Raw genomic sequence first — 24912 nt, 5'->3', positions numbered from 1 at the left:
CGCCCTCATGGCCTGAACCCCGCTCACACGGCCGGAAACCCCGCCACAATGGCCGGATTCTTACCGCTCAAACGGCCGACATCCACTTGACGGAACACAGCGTGGTTCGCACTGTGGTTCTACCCGGTCTTCTGGGCCGTGCACCTGGTCGTGGGGCTGCCGCCGGGCACAGACCACGTCCACCAGGTGGTGTTCATCGTGCTGTCGCTGGCCGGGTTGCTCCTTCCGGTCCGGGTGTTCTTCCCGGCGCGTCACACGGCTCCCGCGGGCAGATCGTGAGCTCGCCGGGCCCGATCCGTTCGGCGCCGACGAGTTCGAGGCGCGCACCGGTCGGCACCAGCCGGCGACCGGCCCCAGCTGCGGCGGGGAAGCTGCGCAGCTGGTACTCGTCGACTGCCCGCGCGGCGATGAACAGGTCGCCCCGCGGCCGCTGCCGATGACGGCGACGCGGTCGGCGGATTCTGACGCGCTCCGTCGCCGGTGTGGGCTGTTCACCGATCGTGACGTCGATCGACTCCGCGCCGGCAGTGAACCGCACGACCCTGTCGTTGACGCTGTGCACCACGCTGGGGGACTCGACGGGTCAGGCGGACGGGTCGATGCGGAGGACGCGGTCGTCGTCGGGGCGGGGGTCGCCGCGGCCGTCGGTGTTGTTCGTGAGCATCCACAGTGAACCATCCGGTGCCACGGTGACATCGCGCAGTCGTCCCAGCTCGCCGGTGAAGCGTTCACTCGACTGGCCGAGATCTGCCAGTGGCACATCGCGCAGGCGCGCACCGCGCAGGTTCGCGATATGGATCGTCTCGCTGGTGATCGCGATGCCGCTGGGGCTTGCGTCAGCGGGCTTCCACTGCTGCACGGGGTCGACGAACCCGTCGCGCCCCGCGCTGCCCTCGACCTCTGGCCAGCCGTAATTGCCGCCGGCCTCGATCACGTTGAGTTCGTCCCACGTGTTCTGCCCGAACTCGCTGGCGTACATGACTCCGGCGGCATCCCACGCGATGCCTTGCGGGTTGCGATGCCCGTAACTGTAAACCAGGGACCCTTCGAAGGGATTGTCCTGCGGAACCCCGCCTTCCGGCGTCAGACGCAAGATCTTCCCGGACAGCGATTCGAGATCCTGCGCGCTCGCCGGGTTTCCCGCGTCGCCGACGGTGGCGTAGAGCATTCCGTCAGGTCCGAAAGCGATCCGGCCGCCGTTGTGATAGCTCGCCGCAGCGATGCCATCGAGGATCACCTCGCCCGCCCCGAGCGCGAGAGCTCCCGGCTCGCCCGAAAGCGCGAACCGTTCGATGCGGTTCTCACGATCCGACATGGAATACACGTACAGGTACTCGTCGTGGCTGGCGATCCCCAGCAGGCCGCCCTCACCCACAGCCGTGACACCGTCGATAACGGCGACCTCACGGGTGTGGCCGGTGTCGGTGATCTCGAGGATGCGGGCGGAGTCGCGCTCGCTGATCAATGGCGTCTGCCCATGGAACGTGATGGACCAGGGCGCATCAAGACCGGAGGCCAGCACCTCGAACTCTGCGGTCGGGAGAGGGCGAGACTCGCCCGCAGCGCCGGGCCCCGCCTGGCCGGGAGTCGGCGAACACCCGGCGACGGCGACCATCGAGAGCACCGCGGCCGTGAGGATGAAGATGGGCCGTCGACGACTCATGACGCCTGCAGCGGATCGTTCTCAGCGCCGCGGCGGCCAAGATGCGCTGGAGTGCGAGCGATGAGGGCGATCGTCGTCATCTGCGTTGTCCTCCCTGTAGACAGTGACAACGCTACGTGCGATTACCCGCACAAGGGAGACCCCCTCCTTGGCGAAGCCCCTGTGTGGCGGTCATCCGGATCAGGATGCCGGCGGGCAGCCGCCGCAGCGCGACCGGCACCGCCGTGAAGGAGTTGCTCAGAGGGTCTCCCACGGCACACGTCCGAGTGGTTGACTCGTGTCTGGGCAGGCGGTCCTGCCGGTTCTGACCCCTGAAGCACGGGATCACCATGAGACGAGAGGTGTGCAGATGAAAGCGATAGTGGTGACGGACCAGGCCGCGGGAACGGCCGGGATGACGCTGACCGAGCGGCCCGAGCCGTCCGCGGCGATCAACGACGTGATCGTCGAGGTCCATGCCTCGGGGTTCGTGCCGGATGAGGGTGCGTGGCCGTCGACGTGGGTCGATCGCGCCGGCCGCGACCGCACCCCATCGATCCTCGGACATGAGCTGGCCGGAGTGGTCACCGCGCTCGGCTACGGCACGACCGGGCTGTCGGTGGGACAGCGGGTGCTCGGCGTCTCGGACTGGCACCGTGACGGATCTCTTGCGGAATATGTCGCGATCGAGGCCCGCAACCTCGCGCCGCTGCCCGGCGACGTCGACTTCACAGTGGGGGCGAGCCTGCCGATCTCGGGCCTGACCGCGTGGCAGGGCCTGTTCCCGCACGGGGGCCTGCAGTCGGGCCAGACCGTCCTGGCGCACGGCGCCGCCGGCGCGGTGGGGACCATGGTCACGCAGCTGGCGCGTGAGGCCGGGGCATACGTCATCGGCACCGGACGGGCCGCCGACCGGCAGAAGGCACTCGAGTTCGGCGCGCATGAGTTCGTCGACCTCGACAGTGACACCCTCGAAGACGTCGGCGGGGTCGACCTGGTGTTCGACGTCATCGGCGGCGCGATCCAACAACGGTCGGCGGCACTGATCCGGGCCGGCGGAACCCTGGTGACCGTCACCGGGCCGACCCCGGTGCGGCCGGCAGACGGCCGGACCGTCGACTTCGTCGTCGAAGCCGATCCTGCCGGCCTGAGCGAGATCGTCCGGCGGGTGCGGGACGGACGGCTGCGCACGAACATCGGCGACATCGCGCCCCTCGACGGCGCCATCGCCGCCCTCACCCCGACCCAGCGGCGTACGGGCAAGATCATCATCCGGATGCGGTCGTAGACCAGGACGTCGAAGTCACAGCGGACGCCCAGGCAGCCGGGACCAAAACGACCCGCCACACCGTTGCTAGAAGTGACGCCGCAGCCAGCGACGTCAGAACAAGGAGACACCGTGTCATACGACTACAGCAGAACTCCCGAGGCGCTGAGCCGCCTCACCGAAAGCCAGTACCGCGTCACTCAGGAGGACGGGACCGAGCCCGCGTTCCACAATCAGTACTGGGACAACCATGAATCCGGGATCTACGTCGACGTGGTCTCGGGCCAGCCCCTGTTCTCGTCGACCGACAAGTACGACAGCGGCACGGGATGGCCGAGTTTCACCCGGCCGATCGCGGCGGACGCCGTGCGCACCGAGACGGACACCGAACTGTGGATGACCCGCACGGAAGTACGGTCCACCGGAGCGGACAGCCACCTCGGCCACCTGTTCGACGACGGGCCCATCGACGCCGGAGGCCAGCGGTACTGCATGAACTCCGCGTCGCTGCGGTTCGTGGCTCGGACCGAGCTCGAGGAGCAGGGCTACGGTGAGTACCGGGCGCTGTTCGAGACGGCCGACACCACCGCGACGACCGACATCACCCACACTGAGGAGCACGCACTATGACCAGCGGAACTGAAGACACCGGACAGATCACCCGCCGGCCGGGCACCGAGACGGCCGTTCTGGCCGGTGGATGCTTCTGGGGCATGGAAGATCTGATCCGCCGGCAGCCCGGCATTCTGAACACCCGCGTTGGGTACACCGGCGGTGACAACGATCACGCGACGTACCGCAACCACCCCGGCCACGCGGAGGCTCTCGAGATCGTCTTCGATCCGGCACGGACGACCTACCGTGACATCCTGGCGTTCTTCTTCCAGATCCACGACCCGTCGACGCTGAACCAGCAGGGCAACGACATCGGCAGCAGCTACCGGTCGGCGATCTTCCCGCTGACCCCGGAGCAGGAGAAGGTCGCGCGCGACACGATCGCGGACGTGGATGCCTCGGGCCTGTGGCCCGGCAAGGCGGTCACGGCGATCGAGCCGGCCGGTCCGTTCTGGGAGGCCGAACCCGAGCATCAGGACTATCTGATCACCTACCCGAACGGCTACACGTGCCACTTCCCGCGGGCGGGCTGGGTGCTGCCGGAGCGCGCGGCGAACGTCGCGTAACGACGGAACACCGTGGGGGCGCGTTCATCACCGAGGTGAGGGCGCGCCCCCACGGCTGGGCGGGAACGGCGCCGATCGACGGTGTCCTCCCGCTCGTCTCGAGTGCCGCCCGCCGAGCTGCTGCCCGAGCGCACCCGCGGTGTGCTCAGCGTGCTCTACCTGCTGTTCACGGAGGGGTACTCGTCCGGAGGCGGTGCCGAACTCGTGCGCGTGGCGCTCGCCGACGAGGCGATCCGGCTCACCCGCCTGATGACCACCCTGATGGGCGACTCCGCAGAACTGCCGGAAGTGCTCGGACTGCTCGCACTCGAGCTGTTCCAGCAGTCGCGCGCGAGCTCCCGGATCGACCAGGACGGTGACCTCGTGCTGCTCGAGGACCAGGATCGGCGGCGATGGGACCACACGGCCATCGCCGAGGGCGTCGCCGTGCTCGCGTCGGCCGAGAACCGGCGTGGGCGGCTCGGCCGCGAGACCGGCGCCTACCAGCTGCAGGCGCAGATCGCCGCGCAGCATGCGACCGCGCCGAGCGCCCCGGCGACGGACTTCGGCCGGCCGCTTCGCCGACGCGCTGCCCCACTACCTGCGCGCGCTCGAACTCGCCCCCTCCGAGCCGGAGCGCCGCTTCCTGCGGCGGCGGATCGCCGAGATGCGGTCCGCCGGCCCTGCCGGCGCAGCCGGTTCGACGACGACCTAGTGGGGGATCTCGATCCAGACCGCGGGCTCGTCGCCGATCGTCCAGCCATCGTGTCCGGGCGCGACATGAGCCACGTCGCCGGCGGCATAGTCGGTCTCGGTGCCGTCGTCGGTCTTCGTCGCCAACTGCCCGGACACCACGTACAGCACGTGGTCGACCTGACAGCTGTCCGTCTTCTGGACCGGCTTGGAGTGGACCGACCACCTCCAGCCGGGTTGGGCGGTGACGCGCATGAGTTTCACCCCGCCCACGTCGACGATCGCGGCCGTCATCTTCTCCACCATGTCCATGGTGCTGTCGGGTGCATCGAAGCTGGGCTTCGTCGTGGTGCTCATGGGATACCTCCGATTGTTGGCAACGCCACCCTGCGGTGACCCACTGCCCACCATGCGCCGCGCGGACGCGCGGCGCATGAGGCATCGGCCTCAATTTCCCGATGTCGTGTTCAGCCGTGCTCGAGGACCGGATCGGCCAGCCCATGGCTGAGTGCGTACAGACTTGCCCCCACTCGGTTGTTGACACCCACCTTCGTATAGGTGTGCTCGATGTGGTTTCGCACGGTCTTCTCGCTGAGCGTCAGGGCGTGCGCGATCTGCCGGTTGGACAGGCCGCGCGCCACCTGAGTGAGGATCTCGGCTTCGCGGCGGGTCAGGCCCGCGGGCAGCGGCGGCCTGGACCGCCGGTATCCCGCGACGGAGGAGACCGCGGCTGCGGCATCCGGATCGAGGTGCCCCGCTCGCACTCGCTCGTTCATCCGCTCGACGGCCTGCGCGGGCGTGAGCGCGGCACGGTACGGGCGCGGTTCGGTCGCGGACCGGTAGGCGACCGCGGCGGCCAGCAGGCGCTCGGAGCGCCCGAGTGCCGCACCGGCGGCACCGAACGGGTAACCGGATCCGTCCGGGCGCTCATGATGCGCCCGGACCAGGGCTGCCTCGGCGGCGAGACCGGGGATGCGGGACACCACGCGCGCGCCCAGGTAGGGGTGCATGCGGGCGCGTTCCCAATCGTCGGCGGACAGCGGACCCGGTTGGGACCACACCTGGTTGGACACGCCGAGGCGCCCGATGTCGTGCAGCAGACCGGCACGCCGCAGCGTCGCGCACTCGGCGCCGTTCAGGCCGGCAGCCTGCCCGGCCGACTCGGCCAGTTCGGCCACGCCGTGTGAGTGGCCCAGCATGAACGGGCACTTCAGGTCGGCGAAGTCGCCGAGGGCGGCGAGCAGCGTGTCGAGCTCTGCCGCGCCGACCGGCTCGCCGTCATCGGGGGCCAGCCGGATCGTCGTCGACCACAGGTCGCCGCCGTCCGGCTCGGTGAGGATCGCTTCGGCGTCGGAGGTGAACGCATCCACGACCGATGGATCGAACTGCCCGCCGCGCCGGTCGGTGGCCATCGCGACGGCGCCGTCGACGCCGTACCGGCGGTGATGCACCTCGCCCGTGTCAGCGAGTTGGGCGATGCGCATCTCGATCGGAATCGCTTCGCCGCCGCATCCGCTCGGGAGCCCGCCGCCGTCGTAGCGTTCGAAGGTGAAGGCCAGGTTTCGCTGCACGCTGTCGGGCAGCCCGAAATGCCGGGCGAGCACGGCTGCCGAGCTGCAATGCGAGTGCAGCAGCTGTCGAAGCTGACCGCGCGCATCGCGGAACAGCTCGGCAAGCACCTTGGCGCGGTGCGCGGGTGCTTCGCCGTGGGCGACGTGGCGCACCAAGAACGTCAGGTAGGGCAGACCCGACCAGTCCACGAGGTAGGCGGCTTCGCGCACCGCGATGTCGTCTCCGAACCAGCGCGCGTATTCTTGCGAATCGGCGTGACAGCCGATCCACATCAGCAGGGTCGTGTAGTAGACGGTGCCGCGCTGCTGCTCGGACAGGCCCAGCCGCTCCGCGAGCCGGCACGCGATCCCGGCGGAGTGGAGCATGTGCTGCGCGGGCTGCCCGAGGCCGAGATCGATCGACACGGACAGCGCCGCCAGCACTTCCGCCCGGCAGGGCCGGCCTGCCTCGGGCGCAGAATCGCGCATGCTCTGATTGTGAACCGTCGGCGTCTGCTCCACAATCGGCGGCGTCACGAGGCCGTCAGAGTCCCAGCGGACGCAGATCCTCAGCCGCGGGTACCCCTGGCGGGTGAGCCTGCGGGGCGCGATCTAGCGGGCCACCCTGCCGAAGCCGCGCAGGCGCAGCGAGTTGGCCACCACCAGCACCGAGCTAGCGGCCATCGCGGCACCGGCGATCATCGGGTTCAACAGTCCGAGGGCGGCGATCGGGATGCCGATCGTGTTGTACAGGAACGCCCAGAACAGGTTCGTCTTGATGGTGCCGAGTGTCTTGCGGGACAGCTCGATGGACTGCACCACCTGGTGCAGGTCGTTGCCCATGATCGTCAGATCCGCCGCTTCGATGGCGACGTCGGTGCCCGAGCCCATCGCGACGCCGAGATCGGCCTGCGCGAGGGCCGGCGCATCGTTGACTCCGTCGCCGACCATGGCGACCACGCGGCCCCGGGCCTGCAGATCGCGGACCGTCTGCACCTTGCCCTCGGGCAGCACGTCGGCGTAGACATCCTCGGCCGCGATGCCGACGGTCGCGGCGACCTGCCGGGCGACCGCGGTGTTGTCGCCGGTGAGCAGCACCGGGCGCAGCCCGAGCCGCTTCAACTCGGCGATGGCACCCGCCGACGATTGCTTGACGGTGTCGGTCAGATTGATCAGCCCCGCGAACGCGCCGTCGACGGCGACCATGATCGAGGTGGTGCCGCCCTGCTGCGCCGTGGCCAGGTCGGTCAGGTGCGCCTCGGTCAGCGTGACGCCGTTCTCGGTCAGCCAGCCGGCGCGACCGACGACCACGGTGCGGGCGCCGACCGCGGCGCGCACGCCGCCGCCGGGGGCCGACGTGAACGAGGACGCCTCGTCGACCGCGCCTTCGGCGCGCGCCGCGGTGACGATCGCCGCGGCGATCGGGTGTTCAGAGCCCGACTCGGCGGCGCCGGCCCACCCCAGCAGCTCGCTCCGGTCGAAGCCTGCGGCCGGGCTGACCGAGGTGACCGCGAGGGTGCCCTCGGTGATGGTGCCGGTCTTGTCCAGCAGCACGGTGTCGATCTTGCGGGTGTCTTCGAGCACCTGCGGGCCGCGGATCAGGATGCCCAGCTGGGCGCCGCGCCCGGTGCCCACCAGCAGCCCGATCGGGGTGGCCAGCCCCAGCGCACACGGGCAGGCGATCACCAGCACCGCGACCGACGCGGTGAAAGCCGAATTGATGTCGCCGGTCACGAGCATCCACAGTCCGAAGGTGAGCATGGCGATCACCAGCACGATCGGCACGAAGACCGCCGAGATCCGGTCGGCGAGCCGCGCGATCGGCGCCTTGCCGGTCTGCGCCGCCGAGACCAGCCGGCCCATCTGCGCGAGCGTGGTGTCTTTGCCGACCCGGGTCGCGCGCACCAGCAGCCGGCCCGAGGTGTTGATCGTCGCGCCGATCACGGTGTCGTCGGGCCCGACCTCGACCGGCACCGACTCGCCGGTGATCAGGGCCGTGTCGACGGCGGAATGGCCGGACACGACGTAGCCGTCGGTGGCGATCTTCTCGCCGGGGCGGGCGACGAACTCATCGCCGGGCACCAGATCGGCGGCGGGGATCTTCACCTCGACGCCGTCGCGCAGCACGACGGCTTCTTTCGCGCCCAGATCCAGCAGGGTCTTCAGCGCGTCACCGGCGCGCGACTTGGCGCGCGCCTCGAGGTAGCGGCCCAGCAGCAGGAAGGTCGCGACGACCCCGGCGGTCTCGAAGTACAGCGCATGGTCGGTCATCGCCATGCCGACGTGAGCCGTGACGCCCGGGTCTTTGATCAGCTGCCAGAGGGAGAAGAAATAGGCGGCCAGCACGCCGATCGACACCAGCGTGTCCATCGTCGAGGCGAGGTGGCGTGCGTTGACCGCAGCGGCACGGTGGAACGGCCACGCCGACCAGAACGTCACGGGGGTCGCCAGCACCAGTGCCACCCAGCCCCAGTGCGGGAACTGCGCGGCGGGGATCATCGAGATGACGAACAGCGGCACTGTGAAGATCGCCGCCACGATCAGGCGGATCTTCAGGCTGCCGCCGCCGTGCCCGGTGGCGTGGTCGGTGCGCGGCCGGGTCGCGGCCTGCTCCGGCTCGGCGGGGGCTTCGACGACGGGGGCGTACGTGTCGACCTTCACCCGCGCCTGGTAGCCGGCCGCCTCCACTGTCGAGATGAGCTGACCGTCGGTGACGCCGGTGGGGACGGTGACGCGCGCCGACTCCAGCGGCAGGTTCACCAGCGCCTCGACGCCCTCGATCTTGCCGAGCTTGCGTTCGACCCGGGCGACGCACGACGCGCAGGTCATGCCCTGGATGTCCAGTTCGACGATGCGCTCAGCCGCAGGCAGCGTGATCTCGTTGGTCATGATTCCGTCTCTGCTCCGGGCCCACCAGGTGGGCCGCTCAATCGGTCTGGCTCAGGCACCCACTGAGACCAGCGTGTAGCCGGCCTCGGTCACGGCGGCCTCGAGAACCGAGTTCTCGACCGGGGCGTCGGCGGTGACGGTGGCCGTCGACGTGCCGCCGGCAGACAGTGCGACCTCGACGTTGCTGACGCCGGGCACGGCGGACAGCTCTTCGGTGACCGATGAGACGCAGTGGCCGCAGGTCATGCCGTCGATCTTCAGGGTGATGTCGTTGTGGTCCATGGAGTTCTCCTTGAGGGGTTGTCGGGTGGGAATGGTCGGGATGGCTAGCGCAGCAGCCGGCCGATGGCGGTGGTCACTTCGTCGACCTTCTCGGCCACTATCGACCGGTCGCCGGTGGCCGCCGAGTGGGCGGCGGCGTCGACGACGCAGTGCTCGACGTGGTCTTCGAGCAGACCGAGGCTGACCTTGTGCAGGGCGGCGTTGATGGCTGAGATCTGGGTGAGGATGTCGATGCAGTACTTCTCGTCATCTACCATGCGGCTCACCCCGCGCACCTGGCCCTCTATTCGGCCGAGGCGCTTGAGCAGGGCGTCTTTGTTGGCGGTGTAGGCATGGTTGACGTGCTCGTCGACGAGCGGTGCCGTGGTCTCCATGCCTCGATCATATACCCATAGGGGGTATAGGTCACAAGTACCCCCTACGGGTATCGACGGGGCCGCGCGCGCCGCAGCAGGACAGCGGCCGCCGTCACGGCGAGGGCCTGCACGGCCAGCGTCACGATCACGAGCGCGGGGATCGACACGCCGTACAGGGCTCCGGCCAGCGCGCCGCCGATCGCGGTCGCCACGCCGACGATGGCCGCATAGACGCCGTAGGCCGTGCCGCGGCGATCCGCCGGCACCAGGTCGGCGACCGTCGCCCGCAGCGTGGACTCCTGGATGCCCAGCGCCGCGCCCCACAGCAGCGCGCCGACGATGACCAGGGCGAGCGCATCGGTGAACGCGAACAGCGGCACGGCCGCGGCGAAGACCGGCAGCACCAGCAGCGTGCGCGGGCCGAACCGGTCGTACGCCCCACCGGTGCCCAGCGCGGCCACGGCGTCGATGGCCATCACGCCGGCGTACAGCAGGGGCACGGCCGCCGCCGGCAGGATGCCGCGGTCGACCATGTGGAAGGAGAGCACGCCGAAGGTGGCGAACCCGGCCATCGTGAGCGCGGTGAAACCCGAGTACGCCCAGAACGCCGGCGGCAGGCGGCGCAGGCCCGGCCGCACGCCGCGAGCGGACCCGTGCGGGCTCGGCTGCGCGCGTTCGAAGTCGCGCGGCGTGGGCACCCGCGCGCGCAGCCAGACCAGCAGCGCCAGGGCGGCGACCCCCGGTATCGCGAGCACGGCCAGCGACGGCCCGTAGTCCCCGCCGGTGAGCACGAGCATCGCCGCCACCACGAGCGGGCCGATGATCGCGCCGATCTGGTCGAGCGCCTCCTGCACGGCGAAACCGCGGCCACGTCCGGTGGCCGCGGTCGCGTAGGACAGCAGGGCGTCTTTGGCGGGGGAGCGCACGGCTTTGCCGACGCGTTCGGCGATCACCAGGGTGGCGGCCACCCACAGCGTTCCGGACAGACCGAGGGTCGGCACGCTGACCACGGTCAGCGCATAGCCGGCGATCACCCAGGACCAGAAGCGGCGGCTGCGATCGGCCAGGGGGCCGGACACGAGGCGCAGCACGAGCGCCGCGGCCTCGCCGACCCCGGTCACGACGCCGACGACCAGGGCAGTCGCACCGAAGTGCGCCAGCAGCGGCCCGGTGATCGACCGCGCGCCCTCGTAGACGAAGTCCGACAGCAGGCTCACGACGCCGAACGCGACGACGAACCGCCAGGCGCTCAGGCGCGGCGCGGCCTGGTCGGTCATCGGATGCCTGTCATCGGACGCTGTGTCATGGATGCTCTCATCGGCCCGCGTGCACGGCCTGCGCGCCCGACCATTCTGGCACTGGTGATGTGGCCGGCCTCGATCTCTGACAATATAGACGCGTGTCTATACAAGTCGAGCTGGCCAGCGCAGGGCCGCGCCGCCTCTCCTCGCTGGACAGATGGCTCCCGCTGTGGATCGGCCTGGCGATGGCCGGCGGACTGCTGCTCGGCCGGTTCGTCCCGGGCGTCTCCATCCTCCTGGCCCATCTCGACGTCGGCGGGATCTCGCTGCCGATCGCGCTCGGGCTTCTCGTCATGATGTACCCCGTGCTGGCGAAGGTCCGGTACGAGAAGGTCGCCGCCGTCACCGGCGACAAGAAGCTGTTGGTCTCGTCGATCCTGCTCAATTGGATCGTCGGCCCCGCCGTGATGTTCACCCTCGCCTGGGTGTTCCTGCCCGACCTGCCGGACTACCGCACCGGCCTCATCATCGTCGGCCTCGCCCGCTGCATCGCCATGGTGGTGATCTGGAACGATCTCTCGTGCGGTGATCGCGAAGCGGTGGCCGTGCTCGTGGCGATCAACTCCGTCTTCCAGGTCGTCGCCTTCGCGCTCCTCGGCTGGTTCTATCTCAGCGTCCTGCCGGGCTGGCTGGCACTGGATACGGCCGGGCTGCAGGTCTCGGTCGGGCAGATCGCGCTCAATGTGCTGATCTTCCTCGGCGTTCCGCTGGTCGCCGGCTTCGCGTCGCGATTGATCGGCGAACGCCGCAGGGGACGCGGCTGGTACGAGGGAGTCTTCCTGCCCCGGATCGGCCCGTGGGCCCTGTATGGCCTGCTGTTCACGATCGTGCTGCTGTTCGCGCTGCAGGGCCGGCAGGTGACCTCGCGGCCGTGGGATGTCGCGCGCATCGCCGTACCGCTGCTGGTGTATTTCCTGGTGATGTGGTTCGTCGGCATCGCCGCCGGCAAGCTCCTTCGCCTCGGCTATGCGCGCTCGACGACGCTGGCCTTCACGGCCGCCGGCAACAATTTCGAACTCGCCATCGCGGTGGCCATCGGCACCTTCGGGGCCACCTCGGGGCAGGCCCTGGCCGGTGTCGTCGGCCCGCTGATCGAGGTGCCGGTGCTCGTGGGGCTGGTCTATGTCTCGCTCTGGGCCGCACGGGCCTGGTTCGGCACCGACCCGTACCAGGCGGGCCCGCCGGAGCCCGTGCCGCTCCCGGCCGATGCGTATCGGGCCGAGCGCGCCCGCGCCGAGGGGTCGTCGGCATGACCGCGGCGCAGACCGCCACGGCCGAGCGGCCCGGTCCCGCCGCCGCACATGCCATCGGGCACGACGCCGCGGCATCCGTGGCCGCGATGCTGAAGGCGCTCGCCGACCCGCTGCGCGTCCGGATCCTCTCCGCCGTCGCGGTCGATCCCCGCGGCGAGTCGTGCGTGTGCGATCTCGCCACACTCGCCGACGTCACCCAGCCCACCGTCTCGCACCACCTGAAAGTGCTCAAGGACGTCGGCGTGCTCACCTCCCAGCGCCGCGGCACCTGGGTCTGGTACCGCATCATCCCGAACCGCCGGGCCGCCGTCACGGCGCTGCTCGACTCGTTCGCGACGCTCGACGTCGCCGGCGACGAACCGGCGGTCGACGACGCCCTCGACGCCGATCTGGATGCCCGTGTCACCTGCCTCGCCGCGCAGCTGACCGGCGAGCTTCCCGACCCCGGCGAGCGCGCCGTGTTCGCGACCGTCCGCGAGTCGTGCACCGCGCTGGCCCGGTCGGCGGGGATGACCGGGGCGCTCCTTGCGCGCACCGAGCGCTTCGCCCGGCAGCGGCTGAGCGACCGCGCCCGCGACCGCGCGACGGCACCGCCCCAGGTGCTGTTCGTGTGCGTCGCCAACGCCGGCCGCTCGCAGCTGGCCGCCGCCCTCGTCGACCGGCTCGCCGCAGGCCGCATCGTCGCCCGGTCCGCGGGATCGAACCCCGCCGCCGGCATCCACCCGCACGTGGCGGCGCTGCTGGCCGAGATCGACGGGGATGCCGCGGCGCAGCGCTTTCCGAAGCCCCTCACCGACGACGCCGTCCGCGCCGCCGACGTCGTCATCACGATGGGCTGCGGCGACGTCTGCCCGATCGTCCCCGGTGTGCGCTACGAAGACTGGGCCGTCGGCGATCCCGCCCTCGCCTCTCGGGACGGTGCCGAAGCCATCCGAGACGACATCGCCGTGCGCGTGCGCGCCCTTGTCGACGACCTGCTGACCTGACCACCGAGCACCTCTGGAGCCACCATGACCACCGCGCCGCCCTCCGTCCTGTTCGTCTGCGTGCACAACGCGGGCCGATCCCAGATGGCCGCCGGCTTCCTGCGCGAGATCGCGGGGGAGCGCATCGAGGTCCGGTCCGCCGGGTCGCTGCCCGCCGACCGGATCAACCCCGTCGCCGTCTCGGCCATGGCCGAGGTCGGCATCGACATCGGTGCCGAGGCGCCGAAGATCCTCACGACCGAGACGGTCCGGGCATCCGACGTCGTCATCACGATGGGCTGTGGCGACGCCTGCCCGGTCTTCCCCGGCAAGCGGTACGAGGACTGGGTGCTCGACGACCCGGCCGGCCAGGGCATCGACGCGGTGCGGGGCATCCGCGACGAGATCCGCGACCGCATCACGGCTCTGGTCGCCGACCTGCTCTGAGGCCCGGGTCGGCGCCGGTGCGCCCGGCCGTGCGACGGGCACCGCCGCCCCGATTTGACGGCGTGCGGCCGCGGCGCCCAGGCACGATCGTCGTGCACGAGGGGCGGGTCGTCTCCGCCTCCGGCATCGACCGCGCCACCGTCGACCGGGTCATCGATCTGCAGATGATGGATGCCGCGGACTGGTCGTTCGCGATGGACAACGCGCACCCCGACATCCGGGCCGCCGCGCGCTACCTGGCCCCTTCGCATGCCGATGCCGGCGTCGTGACCGTCCTCGCGCGGCTGCTCGCGCGCCGCCCCGCAGTCGGCTGAGCGGCGGCCGGCCTCACGCCCGCCGGATCTTCTCCAGCGACCAGCCCTTGGCCAGCTCGTCGACGACCTTGTCCAGGCAGCGGATCTTCTGCAGCAGCGGGTCCTCGATGTTCTCCACGCGCACGCCGCACACGACCCCGGTGATCCGGTCGGCATCGGCGGTCAGCGGGGCCTCGGCGAAGAACTCCTCGAACGTCGTGCCGGCATCCACCCGCGCCTTCAGCTCGTCGGCGTCGAACCCGGTGAACCACGTCATCACCTCGTCGAGCTCGGCCTGGGTGCGCCCCTTCTTCTGGACCTTCGCGAGATACAGCGGATACACCCGGGCGACGCTCATGGTGAAGAGTCTGCTCATGCGACCAGCATAGGTCGGCGCCTCACGCGGTGCCGAGCACCTCGGCGACGCTGCGCGGCGGGATGCCCGCCCCGCCGACCAGCATGTCGGCCGGCACCCGCCACACCGTCAGCTCGGCGGTGAACCGGCCCGCCTGCGCGCCGGGATCTGCGGCCGACAGCATCCGCGCCTGCTCGATCGGGCAGGTCATCACCGAGATGCCCACGACGTCGCTGTCGGCCTCGTCGACCGGGCCCGCCGCGATCAGGACCCCGCGCTGCCACAGGTCGTGCAGGTGCGCGAGGTGCGCGTCCTGGAGGCGCAGCTCTTCGTCGCGGGTGAGCTCGGCGCGCCCCGGCACCGGGATGAGCCGGACGAGCACGAGCTCGTCGAAGCGCATCATCTCAGTCCGCTCCCGGTCTCGAGCACCGACTTCAGCCCGCTGAGGACGAACGTCCAGCCGCGGATCTTCTCGGCGGTCTTGGGCGAGCCGCCGAGCCGGTCGTGCACGACGGTGAGCTTCACATAGTCGCCGTCTTGCGGCTCGATCGTCCAGGTCACGCGGCTCTCGGGCTCGGCGGCGAGCTCGTCGTCGTAGAGGCTGCGCCACCCGTGTGAGAGGGTGTGCGGCGGGTCGCACACGAAGATCTCGTAGTCGCCCCACAGCTGCCCGGTGGGGGAGTGCGACAGCACATGGCCGCCGACCCGCAGGTCGCCCTCGATCGTGCTGCCGAAGAAGTACTGCCGTCGGAACTCGGTGGTCGTGATCGCCTCCCACACCCGTTCCGGCGTCGCCTTGATGTACGTCTCGAAGACGAGTTCATCGGTCATGATGACTCCAATCGCTGCGTCAGGTCGGCCAGAGCGGCGGCCTGTCTTTCCACATAACGGCTGATCCACCGGTCGTGGATCAGTCGGATCGGCACCGGGTTCAGATGATGCAGCGTGCGCCGCCCGTCCCGGCGTGTCACGACAAGGCCCGCGTCGACCAGCAGCTTGACGTGCTTCATCACGCCGAACCGCGTCATGTCGGGCGCGACCGCCTCGAGCTCGGTGAGCGACTGGCCGTCCCGTGCGAAGAGCGCGTCGAGGATGCCCCGCCGGGTGGGGTCCGCGAGCGCCTTGAAGATCCGGTCGTCGTCGTTCACGCGAGAATGATAAGTGACTAGAAGGTCACGTGTCAAGGGTCTGTGTGCGCGCCCGATCGGTCGCCGTCGGCGGTGGCGACGGCTGCAGTGCTGTCACGCGGCACGGGTGACGCGGCCGCGAGCGCCGTCCACCGTGATCAGCTCGCCGTCGGTGAGCACGGCCGTTCCCGTTCCGGTGCCCATCACCGCCGGCAGACCGTATTCGCGGGCGACGATCGCGGCATGCGACACCGCGGCCCCGCTGTCGACCACGACGGCGACCGCGCGCTGGAACAGCGGCGTCCAGGCCGGGTTCGTGGCCGGACACACCAGCACGTCGCCCGGTTGCAGCCGGTCGAAGTCGGCAGCGTCGCGGATGATGCGGGCCGGGCCCGTGGCGATGCCGGCACCGGCCGGTGTGCCCGTGACCAGGGCGTCGTCGGCGCCGCCGGATGCCGGGAACACCCGCGCCGCATCGATCAGCGGGATGCCGGCCAGCTGCGCGCGCTTCGCCGCGCGCTGGGCGACGAGCTGCCGCAGCAGCGCTGCCTGCTGCGGCAGGACGGTGGCCGGGTCGGCGATCGTCGCGATCTCTTCGAGCCGCAGGTGGAGCACGTCCTCCGCCGCATCGAGCAGCCCGACCGCATGCAGACGGCGGCCGATCTCGAGGATCGATCGGCGCAGCGTCGGCAGCGCCGCGGTGAAGTAGAAGTGGGTGTCTTCGCGGAACGCGACGCCGTCCTGCGCGGCGCGCACCCAGGCGCGGATGCGGTGCTGCCGGCGCGCGCCGCGCAGCCACGGATGTGCGAGCAGCTGCTCGAGCGCCGCCGCCGAGGGCGCGGATGCCGCGGGGGCGAGCGGCCGCTCGGCGGCAGCCTGCACCATGCCGATCACGACGTCCGGCGACTCCGCCAGGGTCGGTGCCGAGATCAGCAGCGGCGAGGTCGTCTCGCGGCGTCCGAACTCGGTCAGGTAGGAGGTGAGATCCGTGCGGAAGCCGCGGTATCGGTCATCGGTGCGCACGTCATCCCACACCTCGGCCGGCGTGCGTCCGAGCACGCACGCGCGCAGCGCGGGATCGGCGCGCACCTGCGCGGCCAGCTCCGCCAGCGCCCGGTTCGAGTCGTCGGTGATCGCCCACTCGATGTCCTGCGGCCGGCCGAAGTGCGCGGCGATCGTGCCGGCGTGGGCGGCGAGCTCGGCCAGCCGGTCGCCGCCCAGCAGGGGAGCGGACCGGCGGTCGCCGGAGTGCTCGGCCACGCCGCCGCCGGCCGCAGGGCGGATCACGACTTCGTCGCGCCCGGGCGTGAACGACCGGGTCCGCCCCCGGGCGTCGAGCACGTAGTGGTCGGGGGTGACCCGGCCCGACACGACCGCCTCGCCGAGGCCCGCCGCGGCGTCGATGACGATCTGGTCGCGCGCACCGCTGACCGGGTCGGCGGTGAACATGACGCCGGCGACCTCGGCATCCACCATCGCCTGCACCACGACGGCGATCCGCACCTGTGCCTGGTCGATCGCATGCGCCGCCCGGTAGGCGACGGCGCGGTCGGTCCACAGCGACGCCCAGCATCGGCGCACCGCATCCACCACGGCGGTGGCGCCGACGACGTTCAGGTAGGTGTCCTGCTGCCCCGCGAACGCCGCCCCGGGCAGGTCTTCGGCGGTGGCGCTGGAGCGCACCGCGACGGGGGTGTCGGCCCCGAGCCGTTCGTAGGCGGCGACGATCGCCGCGCGCGCGTCGGCGTCGATGCCGGCGTGATCGATCGCGGCACGCAGTGCGGCCGGGTCGGCGTCGCCGTCGGCCTCGCCGTCGGCAGCGCCCAGCAGGTCGTCGAGTCCGGCCCGGCGGGCGACGTGGGCGTAGGCGCCGGTCGTGACGACGAACCCGGGCGGCACCGGCAGGCCGGCGCGGAGCAGTTCGCCGAGATTGGCGGCCTTGCCGCCGACCTGTGCGATGTCGGCCGCGCCGAAGGCCTGCAGTGGTGCGACGGTGCGTGTCATGGCGTCCACCTCGGTGAGCACAGGAGTAGTTCCCCACGGTAGTCGTCTCGCGGGCTCGGTACGCTGACCGGATGAGCGATTTCGATGCCGTCGTCGTCGGCGCCGGCGTCTCCGGGCTGACCGCGGCGCGGCTGCTGGCTGCGGGCGGGCAGCGCGTGGTCGTGCTGGAGGCGCGCGATCGCCTCGGCGGGCGCACCTGGACGCAGCGCACCGGCGGCTTCACGGCCGACCGGGGCGCGTCGTGGATCCATGGCGTCGACGGCAATCCGCTGACCGAGGTGGTGCGCGGCTTCGGCATGCGCACGATCGAGCACACGGTCGGCAGCTACCAGCCCGACGGGCGCCCGATCGCCTATTACGGCCCGACCGGTGAGCGACTGGGCGACGACGCGGTGCGCCGATTCGCCGACGACGTCCGCGCAGCGGAGGGGCGCCTGGCCACCGCGGTCGCGGCATCCGCACCCGGTGACACCTACCAGCAGATGATCGAGACGGCCCTGGCCGCCCTCGGCTGGGACGCCGATCGCGCCGAGCGCGTGCGGGAGTTCTTGCGGCACCGCTCCGAAGAGCAGTACGGCGTGTCGGCCGAAGGCCTGGCCGCGCACGGCCTCGACGACGACACCGTGGCCGGCGACGAGGTCGTCTTCCCCGACGGGTACGACCAGCTCGCGACGCATCTCGCGCAGGGTCTCGACATCCGGCTGAACCACGTCGTGCAGCGCGTGCAGTGGACCGCCGACGGCGTCACGGTGTGCTGCGGCCTGGGCCAGTTCACCGCCGCCCGCGCCGTCGTCACGGTGCCGATCGGCGTGCTGCAGTCCGGCGACCTCGCGTTCGAGCCGGCGCTGCCCGAACCGGTCGCCGGCGCCGTCGCGGGCCTGCAGATGAACGACTTCGAGAAGGTGTTCCTGCGGTTCCCGACCAGGTTCTGGGATGCCGGGGTCTACGCGATCCGGCGGCAGGGCGAGGCCGGGCTGTGGTGGCACTCCTGGTACGACCTGACTCCGCTGGACGGCGTGCCCACGCTGCTGACCTTCGCCGCCGGGCCGAGCGCCATCGCGACCCGCGAGTGGCCCGCCGACCGTGTCGTCGCCTCGGTGCTCGACGGGCTGCGCGGCCTGTACGGCGACCGCGTCGAGGAGCCGACCCAGGTGCTGATCACCGATTGGCAGGACGACCCGTTCTCGCACGGCTCCTACGCCTACCTGAAGCCGGGCGCCGACGCCGCCGGGCACGACCTGATCGCCACCCCGATCGGCGGCGTGCTGCACCTGGCCGGCGAGGCCACCTGGGGCGACGACCCCGCGACGGTCACGGCCGCGCTGCGCTCGGGCCACCGTGCGGCCGAGGCCATCCTCGGCCGCGCACTGCCGTTCAGCGACCTGACCCGGCCGCTTCGCTGACAGACACGGCCCGCTGCCGGATCAGCGCGGCGGCAGCGACGTGTACAGCACGAGCCCGTTGCCCTGGCTGTCGTAGACGACGGCGCGGCGCTCGTGGGCGTCGTTGTACGGGCCCTTGGCGATGCCGCCGCCGGCCTCGTCGATCGCCTTCGCGGCACCGTCGACGTCATCGGTCTTGATGCCCACCACGACCTGGCCGGGGATCGGGTGATCCAGCGGCGTGGCCAGCGCAAGGGTCACGGTGCCGCCGTCCAGCGCGGCGAAATGCGAGCCGTCGCGGAACTTCAGCGGAAAGCCCAGCGTCTCGGTATAGAACTTGATCGACTCCTCGATGTCGTCCGTGGACAGGACGATCATCTTCACCTGCGGCTGCTGCTCGGTCATGTCGCTCCCTCGTGCTGTGGCCGCGTGTGCGATCCGACTTCATCGTCCCAGTTCTGCGCGCCGGTGGGGCGGGATCCCGGGCGCCGGCCCGACGCGCACCGGGCGGGTGCACAATGAAAGCAGGGACGGTGGTGCGAGATGGCCGGTGTGACCGAGCTGGATGGGCAGACGCGACGGATGCACGAGGCGATGGCGCCGGTGCTCCAGATCGGCCCGGACTTCCTGGCCGGGCGTCGCGACGCCGACGAAATGGCGCACACCATGGTCGGCGCCGTGCAGCGGTTCGTCAGCGCCGAGCGCACCCGTCAGGGCGTCGCCGACGAGCACGGTGCGCAGATCCAGGTCAGCGGGCAGCTGCAGGCCACCCTCTCCGAGCTCTACGGCTGCGGCGCGGGGTATCTCGCCGACCGCTGCGACTCGGCGTGCGTGGCCCGCACGATGACCGAGATCATGCGCGAATTCGGCGACGCGACGCCCGCACCCTGAACCCGGCGTGACGCGGTCCGACCGGGTCCGGCGCGGACCCGTACGATCGGAGCATGCCCCCTCGTTCCCCGTTGCCGCAGCGGCTGGGGCTGGATGCCGCGTGGGCGCGCACCCCGGATCCGGACCGCGGGCAGCCGCCGCCCTGGCCGACCATCGGCGCGTGGCTGCACAGCCGGTTCGGCGCTCGGGTGGACGTGGCCGCGCTGCTGGCCCAGGGACGCTTCGTCTACCAGGACGGCCGCGCCGCCGGCGGCCATGACCCGTACCGGCCGCAGACGTTCGTGTGGTTCCATCGGGATCTGCCCGACGAGGTCTTCGTGCCCGGGCCCATCCACGTCGTCTATCGTGACGAGCGCATCGTCGTGATCGACAAGCCGCCGTTCCTGTCCACGATCCCGCGTGGCGAGCACGTGCAGCAGAGCGTCGTGGTGCGTCTGCGTGCCGACCTGGGCCTGCCCGAGCTCTCGCCGACGCACCGACTCGACCGGGTGACGTCGGGGCTGGTCATGCTCGCTGCCGAGAAGCGCTGGCGCGGGCCCTATCAGTCGATGTTCGAACGCCGCGAGGTCGGCAAGGCCTACCGCGCCCTGGCGCCGTTCCGGCCCGACCTGGAGCTGCCGCTGGTCGTGCGCGACCACCTGGTCAAGCAGCGCGGCCGGCTGCAGGCCGAGGTGGTGGCGGATGCCCCGCCCAACGCGGAATCGCTGATCGAGCTCGAGACCGTCCGGGGCGAGCAGGCCGTCTACCGGCTGACCCCGCGCACCGGTCGCACGCATCAGCTGCGCGTGCACATGCGCGACCTGGGCATCCCGATCGTCGGCGACCCGCTGTATCCGGATGTGCAGGATGTCTCGCTGCACGATTTCAGCACGCCGCTGCAGCTGCTGGCGGCCGAGCTGTGGTTCACCGACCCGGTCGACGGTGCGCCGCGCCGGTTCACCAGCATCCGCACCCTGCCCCTGCGCAGCGAGATGCCGCGCCGCAGCGAGACGGCACCGCGCTGTGAGACCGACGGCCCCCTCGGCGCCGTACCGGCACCCTTCTGAAGTGCCGCTGACCGAGGTCGGCGTGCTGTTGGAGGACCTGACCGACCGCGAGCGCGAGGTGTTCCTGGCGATCGCGGAGGGACTGTGCCACGGCGAGATCGCGCAGCGCCTGTTCTGAGCGAATCCACCGTCAAGACGCATGTCGGCCGCGTGCTGGCCAAGATCGGCGCCCGCGACCGGGTGCACGCCGTGATCATCGCGCACCGCGGCGGCTCAGCGGCTCAGCGGCTCAGCGGGTCAGCTCGATGATCTCGCCGCGGTGCGTGCGGAAGTCCGCCTTGGCCACGAAGCCGAGATGCTGCAGGTCGGACAGACCCCAGCGGTCGGTGTGCGCACCGGTCGCGTACTCGATCAGCCAGACCCGCGTGATGCCGATCAGCCGGTGCCGCGCTGCGGCCTGCGGCACCGAGAAGCTCGTGTCCATCCAGGTCGCACTGCGCGTGTACGGCGTGTGCAGCAGCACATCGTCGAGCCCGCGGAACCCGGCCGGGTAGGTGTGCATCGCCAGCCGCGGGCGCTTGGACGGCCCGACCGAGGCGTCGAAGACGACCCCGTCGCCGGGCCGTGCGTACGCGGCCATCGTCGCCGAGATCTCGGCCCAGTCGCTGTTGTTCTTGGCGTACGGCGTGCGCTCGGCGGCATAGGCGGGCACGGCCACCGCCGCCACGCACGCGGTCAGGGCGATCGTCGCCACCGTCCGCGACCGCCCCGCTCGGGCCAGGAGCGCCGCCACCCGGACGACGCCGCAGGTGATCAGGATGCCGGCGGCCGGCGCGCAGAAGGTCAGGTAGCGGGCCGTGAAGTCGGCCAGCAGCGCACTGGGCGCGATCAGCAGCGTCGCCGGCACGATCAGCCAGCACGCCGCGACCAGCTCCAGCGCCGGCGCGCGCCGGACACTGCCGCGTGCGGTGCCGCCCGGCTGCGCCCGGCGCCGACCCCGCTGCACGATGGCCCCGGCCAGGGCGACGATCACCAGCATCCACGCCACCGTGGCGAAGCCGGCGTCGCCGAACCACATCGACACCAGCACCGACTGCACGTCGACCTGTGACGTCCAGGCCAGGTACGCCACCTGATGCCGCTCGGTGATGGCCCAGAAGATGACCGGCGTCGCCACGGCGAGGGCGGCCGCACACGAGATCGCCCAGCGGCGCACGAATCGCCGGCCCGGACGCGTGCACAGCAGCAGCACCCCGTGCGCGAGGATCATCAGCCCGAGATACAGGAATGTGTAGACGCCCAGGGCCAGCAGCACCGGATACGCCAGGCGCAGCATCCACCCGGGGCGCCGGCGCAGCAGCAGCTCGATCAGCACGAGCGTCAGCCACGCGGCGATCGCCGCGCTGAACGCGTACGACCGCGCCTCTTCGCCGGCGTACGTCATCCGCGGCAACAGCGCGCAGACCACTCCCGCCGAGATGGCGGTCGTGCGGGTGCCGAGCCTGCGGGCGATCAGTACGACGGCCGCCGTGCACAGACCCGCGGCGAGCGCGGTCGGGAACCGCAGCGCGAACGGGGAGGTGCCGAACACCGCGACCCAGGCATGCAGGCCCAGGTAATAGGTGCCGTGCACGGCATCGACGTGCCCGAGCATCGCGAACAGCGACGGCAGCGGCCGGGTCGCCGACAGCAGGCTCGCCGCCTCGTCGCCCCACAGCGAGGGGATCCACGACCCCGCCGCGGCCAGCACCGTCGCGACCAGACCGAACCCGAGCGGCAGCAGCCATTCCGGGCGCCGCGCGGGCGCGGGCGACTGCGGCCGGCGCGCCGGGGCGGGGGCGGTCTGCAGCAGCATGGGCGGATCCCGGGTCCGGGGGCGCGCGGCGCGCGCCGTGTGCCTCCAGTTCAGCCGCGCGATTCCCAGAACCGTCCCAGCGCGCCAGCCCTCCGGTGCGACCGGCGCCGCGCGGACGCAGCCGGGCTAGCCCTCGCGCACGGCCGGCGACTGCTCGCGGCGGATGTGGCTGCGGGCGTGCTCGATCGCGTCGTCGAGATCGCGGAACAGGTGCGCATGGTGACGCAGCGCCGTGACCACGCCGACCGTGCGCAGCAGCTTCTCGTGCCCGGGCAGGATGCCCTTGATCAGCACCGTGATGCCGCGGCGCTCCAGCGCCAGCGTGATGTCCGACAGGATGTGCGCGCCGGTCGCGTCGACGTGATCGAGACTCGACAGCCGCAGGATGACGACGCCGACGTCGTGCACCGCCGTCGCTTCCGCGAACACCCGGTCGGCCGAGGCGAAGATGAGCGGTCCGTCGATGCGGATGACGGCGATGCGCTCGTCGCCGGGCACCGGGTCGCCCGCGAGCGGCTGACGGTTCACCGCTGTGGCGCGCGACAGGTTGCGCAGTGCGAAGAAGCCGGCGAAGGCGACCCCGATCGCGACGGCGACGACCAGGTCGAACGACACGGTGACCAGTGCCGTGAGCAGGAACGCCGCGGCGTCGGAGCGAGTCGAGCGCAGGATCGACGCGGCCGTGGCCAGGTGCACCATCCGCCACGCCGTGATCATCAGCACACCGGCCAGCGCGGCCAGCGGGATCGTGCCGACCGGCCCCGACAGCGCGAGCACCACCAGCAGCAGCACGACCGCGTGCGTGAGCGAGGCCAGCCGGGTGCGCCCGCCGGCGCGGATGTTCACGGCCGTGCGGGCGATCGCGCCGGTGGCGGGCATGCCGCCGAACAGCCCGGATCCGATCGAGGCGAGCCCCTGACCGAACAGCTCGCGGTCGGGGTCGTAAGCTCCGGTGTCGGCCAGGGATGCCGCCACCCGCGCCGACAGCAGCGACTCGATCGCGGCGAGGGCCGCCACCGCCAGCGCCGGTCCGACCAGGCCGGCGAGGCTGTCGACCGGCAGCAGCGGGACCTGCGGTGCTGGCAGCGCGTCGGGCAGCATGCCGATCACCGCGAGCGGCGTCGGCAGCAGCACGCACAGCAGCGTCACCACGACGATGCCCACCAGCGACCCGGGGATGCCGCGGTGGAGGCGCGGCGCGAGCAGCATGCACGCCGCCACGACGGCCGCCGCCCCCAGCGCCCACGGCAGGTACGACCAGTCGGCGGCCGCCAGCGACTGCCCGGCCGCGACGATCGCATTCGAGCTGTGCTCGCCGGCCACCAGCGGCCGGGGAGTGGTCAGCGACGGCACCTGCTGCATGAAGATGATGATCGCGATGCCCAGGGTGAACCCCTCGATCACCGGCCAGGGGATGAACCCGACGGCCCGCCCCAGCTTGAGCGCGCCCGCGGCCAGCACGATGATGCCGGCCATCACGCTGACCGCCGCCACGGCGCCGATGCCGTGCGCGGCCACGATCGGCAGCAGCACCACGACCATCGCGCCGGTCGGGCCCGAGACCTGCACGTGCGACCCGCCGAACAGCGCCGCGATCATGCCGGCGACGATCGCCGTGACCAGGCCCGCCTCGGCGCTGACCCCCGAGCTCACGCCGAACCCGAGCGCCAGGGGCAGCGCGACGATGCCCACCGTCACGCCGGCGAGCAGGTCGCCGCGCCAGGTGCGGCGCAGCCCGCGGTAGTCGGCTGCGGCCGGCAGCAGCTGCCGCAGGCTCACGAGGCGACGCCGGCGGGCATCGCGAGCGCGTCCGAGGCGGCCAGGTACGCGCCCTCGGTCTTGCTCAGCTCGAGCAGCAGCGCCCGTGCGACGGCGAGCATCTCGGCGACCTGGGTGTTGGCCAGCCGGTAGTAGACATGGCTGGCACGACGCTCCGACGTGACCAGACGGTAGCGGCGCAGCACCGACAGATGCTGGGAGAGATGGGATGCCTCCAGCCCGGTCTGCTGCTGCAGGTCGGCGACGCTGACCTCGGGCGAGGCCGACAGCAGCTCGAGGATGCGGATGCGGAACGGGTGCGCGAGGCCCTTGAACAGATTCGCCTTGATCTCGTAGAGAGGGCGCTGCGCATCGATTGATGACATGATGAAGCCATCATATTGGGGCAATCTGAGCGATCCGTGCAGAGGGGGTCCGGCCATGCCTGGGGTGCGC

Annotated in this window: 27 protein-coding genes and 1 pseudogene; 12 read left to right on the top strand and 16 right to left on the bottom strand. The window is 71.3% G+C overall.

What is annotated here, in order from left to right; genetic code table 11:
• Positions 1–583: 583 nt before the first annotated feature.
• Complete coding sequence (locus ABD705_RS14870) at positions 584–1615, bottom strand: PQQ-dependent sugar dehydrogenase (RefSeq protein ID WP_344784978.1); 1032 nt, start codon at positions 1613–1615, stop codon at positions 584–586.
• A gap of 412 nt (positions 1616–2027) precedes the next feature.
• Between ABD705_RS14870 and ABD705_RS14865 the strand changes: the two genes are divergently transcribed.
• From ABD705_RS14865 to ABD705_RS16135, 4 genes and pseudogenes are all read left to right on the top strand, one after another.
• Complete coding sequence (locus tag ABD705_RS14865; protein WP_344784976.1) at positions 2028–2930, top strand: NADP-dependent oxidoreductase; 903 nt, start codon at positions 2028–2030, stop codon at positions 2928–2930.
• A 111-nt stretch (positions 2931–3041) separates the two neighbouring features.
• Entirely contained in the window at positions 3042–3539 is a 498-nt protein-coding gene (gene msrB / locus ABD705_RS14860; RefSeq protein WP_344784974.1) for a peptide-methionine (R)-S-oxide reductase MsrB, read from the top strand.
• The gene (msrA, locus tag ABD705_RS14855) at positions 3536–4090 is read left to right on the top strand and encodes a peptide-methionine (S)-S-oxide reductase MsrA (RefSeq protein ID WP_344784972.1); all 555 of its coding nucleotides are present in this window, start codon (positions 3536–3538) and stop codon (positions 4088–4090) included. Before msrB ends, msrA begins: the two co-directional genes overlap by 4 nt.
• An 81-nt stretch (positions 4091–4171) precedes the next feature.
• Positions 4172–4471 (top strand): annotated as a pseudogene (locus ABD705_RS16135) (DUF6596 domain-containing protein); the annotation flags it as partial.
• Positions 4472–4780: 309 nt separating this feature from the next.
• Here the strand turns inward: ABD705_RS16135 and ABD705_RS14845 are convergent.
• The 6 genes from ABD705_RS14845 to ABD705_RS14820 form a co-directional block, all read right to left on the bottom strand.
• Positions 4781–5119, bottom strand: a complete 339-nt coding sequence (locus tag ABD705_RS14845; RefSeq protein WP_344784968.1) for a cupin domain-containing protein — start codon at positions 5117–5119, stop codon at positions 4781–4783.
• A 110-nt stretch (positions 5120–5229) separates the two neighbouring features.
• Complete coding sequence (locus ABD705_RS14840) at positions 5230–6801, bottom strand: HD domain-containing phosphohydrolase (RefSeq protein ID WP_344784966.1); 1572 nt, start codon at positions 6799–6801, stop codon at positions 5230–5232.
• Between the two features lie 123 nt (positions 6802–6924).
• Positions 6925–9201: a heavy metal translocating P-type ATPase gene (locus ABD705_RS14835; RefSeq protein ID WP_344784964.1), complete on the bottom strand. Its 2277-nt coding sequence runs from the start codon at positions 9199–9201 to the stop codon at positions 6925–6927.
• 51 nt (positions 9202–9252) lie between these two features.
• Positions 9253–9483, bottom strand: a complete 231-nt coding sequence (locus ABD705_RS14830) for a heavy-metal-associated domain-containing protein (protein WP_344784962.1) — start codon at positions 9481–9483, stop codon at positions 9253–9255.
• 44 nt (positions 9484–9527) lie between these two features.
• The gene (locus ABD705_RS14825; RefSeq protein WP_344784960.1) at positions 9528–9857 is read right to left on the bottom strand and encodes a metal-sensitive transcriptional regulator; all 330 of its coding nucleotides are present in this window, start codon (positions 9855–9857) and stop codon (positions 9528–9530) included.
• A 44-nt stretch (positions 9858–9901) separates the two neighbouring features.
• The gene (locus tag ABD705_RS14820; RefSeq protein WP_344784958.1) at positions 9902–11116 is read right to left on the bottom strand and encodes an MFS transporter; all 1215 of its coding nucleotides are present in this window, start codon (positions 11114–11116) and stop codon (positions 9902–9904) included.
• 122 nt (positions 11117–11238) lie between these two features.
• Between ABD705_RS14820 and arsB the strand changes: the two genes are divergently transcribed.
• From arsB to ABD705_RS14800, 4 genes are all read left to right on the top strand, one after another.
• Positions 11239–12393, top strand: a complete 1155-nt coding sequence (gene arsB / locus ABD705_RS14815; protein ID WP_344784956.1) for an ACR3 family arsenite efflux transporter — start codon at positions 11239–11241, stop codon at positions 12391–12393.
• The gene (locus tag ABD705_RS14810) at positions 12390–13379 is read left to right on the top strand and encodes a metalloregulator ArsR/SmtB family transcription factor (protein WP_344784954.1); all 990 of its coding nucleotides are present in this window, start codon (positions 12390–12392) and stop codon (positions 13377–13379) included. The genes arsB and ABD705_RS14810 overlap by 4 nt, the downstream gene beginning before the upstream one ends.
• A gap of 24 nt (positions 13380–13403) precedes the next feature.
• Complete coding sequence (locus ABD705_RS14805) at positions 13404–13805, top strand: arsenate reductase ArsC (protein ID WP_344784952.1); 402 nt, start codon at positions 13404–13406, stop codon at positions 13803–13805.
• 62 nt (positions 13806–13867) lie between these two features.
• Positions 13868–14119, top strand: a complete 252-nt coding sequence (locus tag ABD705_RS14800) for an HAD hydrolase family protein (RefSeq protein WP_344784950.1) — start codon at positions 13868–13870, stop codon at positions 14117–14119.
• A gap of 13 nt (positions 14120–14132) precedes the next feature.
• On the opposite strand, the gene ABD705_RS14795 is transcribed toward ABD705_RS14800, so the two are convergent.
• The 5 genes from ABD705_RS14795 to ABD705_RS14775 all read right to left on the bottom strand — a co-directional run bounded on the left by ABD705_RS14795 (position 14133) and on the right by ABD705_RS14775 (position 17584).
• On the bottom strand, positions 14133–14474 hold the full coding sequence (locus ABD705_RS14795) for a DUF2200 domain-containing protein (protein ID WP_344784948.1): 342 nt from the start codon (positions 14472–14474) through the stop codon (positions 14133–14135).
• 22 nt (positions 14475–14496) lie between these two features.
• On the bottom strand, positions 14497–14856 hold the full coding sequence (locus tag ABD705_RS14790) for a YciI family protein (RefSeq protein ID WP_344784946.1): 360 nt from the start codon (positions 14854–14856) through the stop codon (positions 14497–14499).
• Entirely contained in the window at positions 14853–15284 is a 432-nt protein-coding gene (locus ABD705_RS14785) for an SRPBCC family protein (RefSeq protein ID WP_344784944.1), read from the bottom strand. The genes ABD705_RS14790 and ABD705_RS14785 overlap by 4 nt, the downstream gene beginning before the upstream one ends.
• Positions 15281–15601: an ArsR/SmtB family transcription factor gene (locus ABD705_RS14780; protein WP_344784942.1), complete on the bottom strand. Its 321-nt coding sequence runs from the start codon at positions 15599–15601 to the stop codon at positions 15281–15283. The genes ABD705_RS14785 and ABD705_RS14780 overlap by 4 nt, the downstream gene beginning before the upstream one ends.
• 93 nt (positions 15602–15694) lie before the next feature.
• Positions 15695–17584 carry a PEP/pyruvate-binding domain-containing protein gene (locus tag ABD705_RS14775; protein ID WP_344784940.1) on the bottom strand — a complete coding sequence of 630 codons (1890 nt, stop codon included), beginning with the start codon at positions 17582–17584 and terminating at the stop codon, positions 15695–15697.
• A 71-nt stretch (positions 17585–17655) separates the two neighbouring features.
• On the opposite strand from ABD705_RS14775, the gene ABD705_RS14770 reads away from it, so the two are divergent.
• A complete protein-coding gene (locus tag ABD705_RS14770) occupies positions 17656–18987 on the top strand; it encodes a flavin monoamine oxidase family protein (protein WP_344784938.1) in 1332 nt (443 codons plus the stop codon).
• 21 nt (positions 18988–19008) lie between these two features.
• Here the strand turns inward: ABD705_RS14770 and ABD705_RS14765 are convergent, their stop codons facing one another.
• Complete coding sequence (locus ABD705_RS14765) at positions 19009–19371, bottom strand: VOC family protein (RefSeq protein WP_344784936.1); 363 nt, start codon at positions 19369–19371, stop codon at positions 19009–19011.
• Between the two features lie 147 nt (positions 19372–19518).
• Between ABD705_RS14765 and ABD705_RS14760 the strand changes: the two genes are divergently transcribed.
• From ABD705_RS14760 to ABD705_RS14750, 3 genes are all read left to right on the top strand, one after another.
• Entirely contained in the window at positions 19519–19857 is a 339-nt protein-coding gene (locus ABD705_RS14760; RefSeq protein WP_344784934.1) for a hypothetical protein, read from the top strand.
• Positions 19858–19910: 53 nt separating this feature from the next.
• Entirely contained in the window at positions 19911–20903 is a 993-nt protein-coding gene (locus ABD705_RS14755) for a pseudouridine synthase (protein WP_344784932.1), read from the top strand.
• Between the two features lie 84 nt (positions 20904–20987).
• A complete protein-coding gene (locus ABD705_RS14750) occupies positions 20988–21152 on the top strand; it encodes a LuxR C-terminal-related transcriptional regulator (RefSeq protein WP_425562092.1) in 165 nt (54 codons plus the stop codon).
• On the opposite strand, the gene ABD705_RS14745 is transcribed toward ABD705_RS14750, so the two are convergent.
• From ABD705_RS14745 to ABD705_RS14735, 3 genes are all read right to left on the bottom strand, one after another.
• The gene (locus ABD705_RS14745) at positions 21133–22698 is read right to left on the bottom strand and encodes a glycosyltransferase family 39 protein (RefSeq protein WP_344784930.1); all 1566 of its coding nucleotides are present in this window, start codon (positions 22696–22698) and stop codon (positions 21133–21135) included. The two genes, ABD705_RS14750 and ABD705_RS14745, sit on opposite strands and share 20 nt — an antisense overlap.
• Before the next feature lie 126 nt (positions 22699–22824).
• A complete protein-coding gene (locus ABD705_RS14740; protein ID WP_344784928.1) occupies positions 22825–24477 on the bottom strand; it encodes a SulP family inorganic anion transporter in 1653 nt (550 codons plus the stop codon).
• Positions 24474–24842: an ArsR/SmtB family transcription factor gene (locus ABD705_RS14735; protein WP_344784926.1), complete on the bottom strand. Its 369-nt coding sequence runs from the start codon at positions 24840–24842 to the stop codon at positions 24474–24476. The genes ABD705_RS14740 and ABD705_RS14735 overlap by 4 nt, the downstream gene beginning before the upstream one ends.
• Positions 24843–24912 lie beyond the last annotated feature (70 nt).

The organism is Microbacterium kribbense (assembly GCF_039537285.1).
Classification (GTDB): Bacteria; Actinomycetota; Actinomycetes; order Actinomycetales; family Microbacteriaceae; genus Microbacterium; species Microbacterium kribbense.
This window is presented reverse-complemented; position numbering and strand designations above follow the sequence as displayed.